The following is a 2,497-nucleotide window of genomic DNA, read 5'->3' on the forward strand; positions in this document are numbered from 1 at the left end:
AGGTGCGGAGTAATGACGAAATACCGGAGGAAATCTTGAGACTTTGTTTATATTATGGTAAGATAACATTGTACATTATTAACTTTCAAAAACAGGTCGTTTGGATCAGGAAGTGGCTGGAGCGTGGCTCTGGCATTAATGGCAGGAATAGAATAATTTAAAATGAGTGGGCATTGCCCTGAGGTCGATATGATCAGGGCATTGTCTATGGAGAGACTTTCCCTGTTTATATAAAACATTACAGAGAAAGTGAGGAAGATGAATGGATTTTGAGAAGAAACATCAGGAAGATCTGCAAAGACTTAGAGGTTTCCGCTTATTGGACGATGACTTCATGACTAAAGTATTTGAAGATATCTCGTGTGCGGAACTGTTACTGCGGATAATCCTGAACGATGAAGGTATCCGTGTTCTGGAAGCACACAGCCAGCGTGGTATTAAGAATTTGCAGGGACGATCCGTAAAGCTGGACATTCTTGCAGTCGATAGTCACAATCGCGTATTTAATGTAGAGGTTCAACGGAGTGACAGAGGTGCCGGCGCTAAGAGAGCCCGATACAACAGTGCACTGATCGATGCGAATGTCACCGAACCAGGTGATCAGTATGAGGATCTGAATGAGACTTTCGTGATCTTTATTACAGAAAATGATGTCATGAAGGCGGGACTCCCGATCTATCATATAGACCGGGTAGTAAGGGAAACTGGAAAATTATTTGAGGATGAGGAACATATTATATATGTAAATTCCCAGATTAAGGATGAAACAAAACTTGGACGATTGATGCATGATTTTAGTTGTACAGATGCAAAGGATATGTACAACAAGGTTCTTGCAGATCGTGTCCGGTATTTTAAAGAAGATGAGAGAGGAGTGGAGATTATGTGTCGTGAGATGGAAATAATGAGAAATCAGGCACATGAGGAAGGCATTGAAAAAGGCAGAATTATGCAGTTAATTAAGCAAGTCTGTGTAAAAATGCAGAAATTTTCTTCCGCAGAGGAAGTTGCAAATGATCTTGTTGAGCAAGACGTTCCTTTGATTCAAAAAATTATGAATGTAGCTCCTGACTTTGCTCCGGATTATAACGTTAATGATATTTATAATGCATTAAAGTTGTAGAGCTGCCAAAACGCTCCTTATGCAGAAACAATACATTAAAAGATATTTCTCTAAGGGCTTCCGAGAGGGGGCTCTTATTTTGTTCCTTACCAAATAAATGCACATCCACATTTTCCACAAAATCAGTGGAACCAAAATTCCGTCAGACTTATTGCAACGGGGTGTTGCGGTGATTTTGGTGAATTAATATTAAGTATAACGTTTTACTTTTGCGACTTCCTTTTTTCGCACCAGTTAGTTATAATTAAATTGCAACATATGCCCCCTTAAAAAAGGGAGTACTTTGTTTTTGACAATATACCAATCACAAAGATATAAAGCATTCGACAATTGCGAAGCGATCTATGGTATATTTAGCAAAAATGGTTGACATAAAGAATGAGGATATGGCCAGGAATAATATAGAAATATACTTGATTAACAAGATAAATGTTTGCTATTAAAATGGATAATTGAGTGAGAATCATATGTAGTTTACAGACAATTTTGTAAAATGAGATACGGAGGTGTATGTCAGATGATGGAAAATGAGGCATTAAAGGTAATTCAGAAAATGAATGTTAAAATAAATGGAACAGAGGACGAAGTAAAGAAATTTCACGAAGCCATGGAAGTTGCAAAGAGAGCACTCAAAAAGGGAATAGAGGTTCATCCACTTGGAGCCTTGCATGATGTAAAAAAAGGTACGCTGTATACATGCTCCAATTGTGGTACCCGTTTGGGCTGGGGGCCAAATGCAGCGAGATTGGCGAATTATTGTCATGGATGCGGTCAAAAAATCGACTGGAAGGGGACACCTAGAGAATAAACAATACAGCATTATAAAATATTATGCCTAAAGGGAGAGATAAAATGATATTAGACAGAGAACAGAGAGCGTCCGATCTTGCGACAAAAGCAGACAGAGATATAAGCCCAAAGCTTACAGATGAGCAGTATCATGCTCTGCTGCATTATACCTTTAAAGCCGGTTTTAAGCATCCGGTGCAGCTTCTGGAAGCGTTTGTTGGTGATTTAAGTGGATGGCACAGAAATGGATCAGATGAGGAGGAACTTGCAGGCGAATGGTTTTCGCGGGCCTATAGCGGAATGGGCGGTAGTGATTCATTCCTTTACTACCTCTACGACCACGAGACAGATATAAATGAGCTTGAGCATATTGCGGTTACGTTTGATCACGATCCGGAAGAGGTGTATGACGAAGATCCAGAAGAAGACTACAGGGAGACTTATGGGGATATCTATCCTTATGATTGGTATGAAGATTACCTGATGGATGTTCGTGATGAAATTGATGCTGACCAACGGGAAACCTGCGTGAAACTGATACGTTACCTTCTGGAGAACCAGGTAGACGGCTGCATTGACTGGGGT

The 2,497-nt window shown here is 39.9% G+C and carries 3 protein-coding genes; all 3 read left to right on the forward strand.

Going from position 1 to position 2,497, the window contains the following annotated elements; translation table 11 throughout:
* Nucleotides 1-262: 262 nt before the first annotated feature.
* Nucleotides 263-1,123: a PD-(D/E)XK nuclease family transposase gene (locus tag QZ379_RS12590; protein WP_118542805.1), complete on the forward strand. Its 861-nt coding sequence runs from the start codon at nt 263-265 to the stop codon at nt 1,121-1,123.
* A gap of 493 nt (nt 1,124-1,616) precedes the next feature.
* Nucleotides 1,617-1,931 (forward strand): hypothetical protein, encoded by a 315-nt coding sequence (locus QZ379_RS12595; protein ID WP_291565477.1) that lies wholly within the window; start codon nt 1,617-1,619, stop codon nt 1,929-1,931.
* 44 nt (nt 1,932-1,975) lie between these two features.
* Nucleotides 1,976-2,497 (forward strand): hypothetical protein (locus QZ379_RS12600; protein ID WP_291565480.1); only part of this gene is annotated, 522 nt, incomplete at its 3' end.

The organism is Bacteroides sp., assembly GCF_019417265.1.
GTDB lineage: Bacteria > Bacteroidota > Bacteroidia > Bacteroidales > Bacteroidaceae > Phocaeicola.

Bases quoted from the DNA above. Each gene is read 5' to 3' on its own strand.
- QZ379_RS12590 (WP_118542805.1), top strand. From the start codon at position 263: ATGGATTTTGAGAAGAAACATCAGGAAGATCTGCAAAGACTTAGAGGT.
- QZ379_RS12595 (WP_291565477.1), top strand. From the start codon at position 1,617: ATGAGATACGGAGGTGTATGTCAGATGATGGAAAATGAGGCATTAAAG.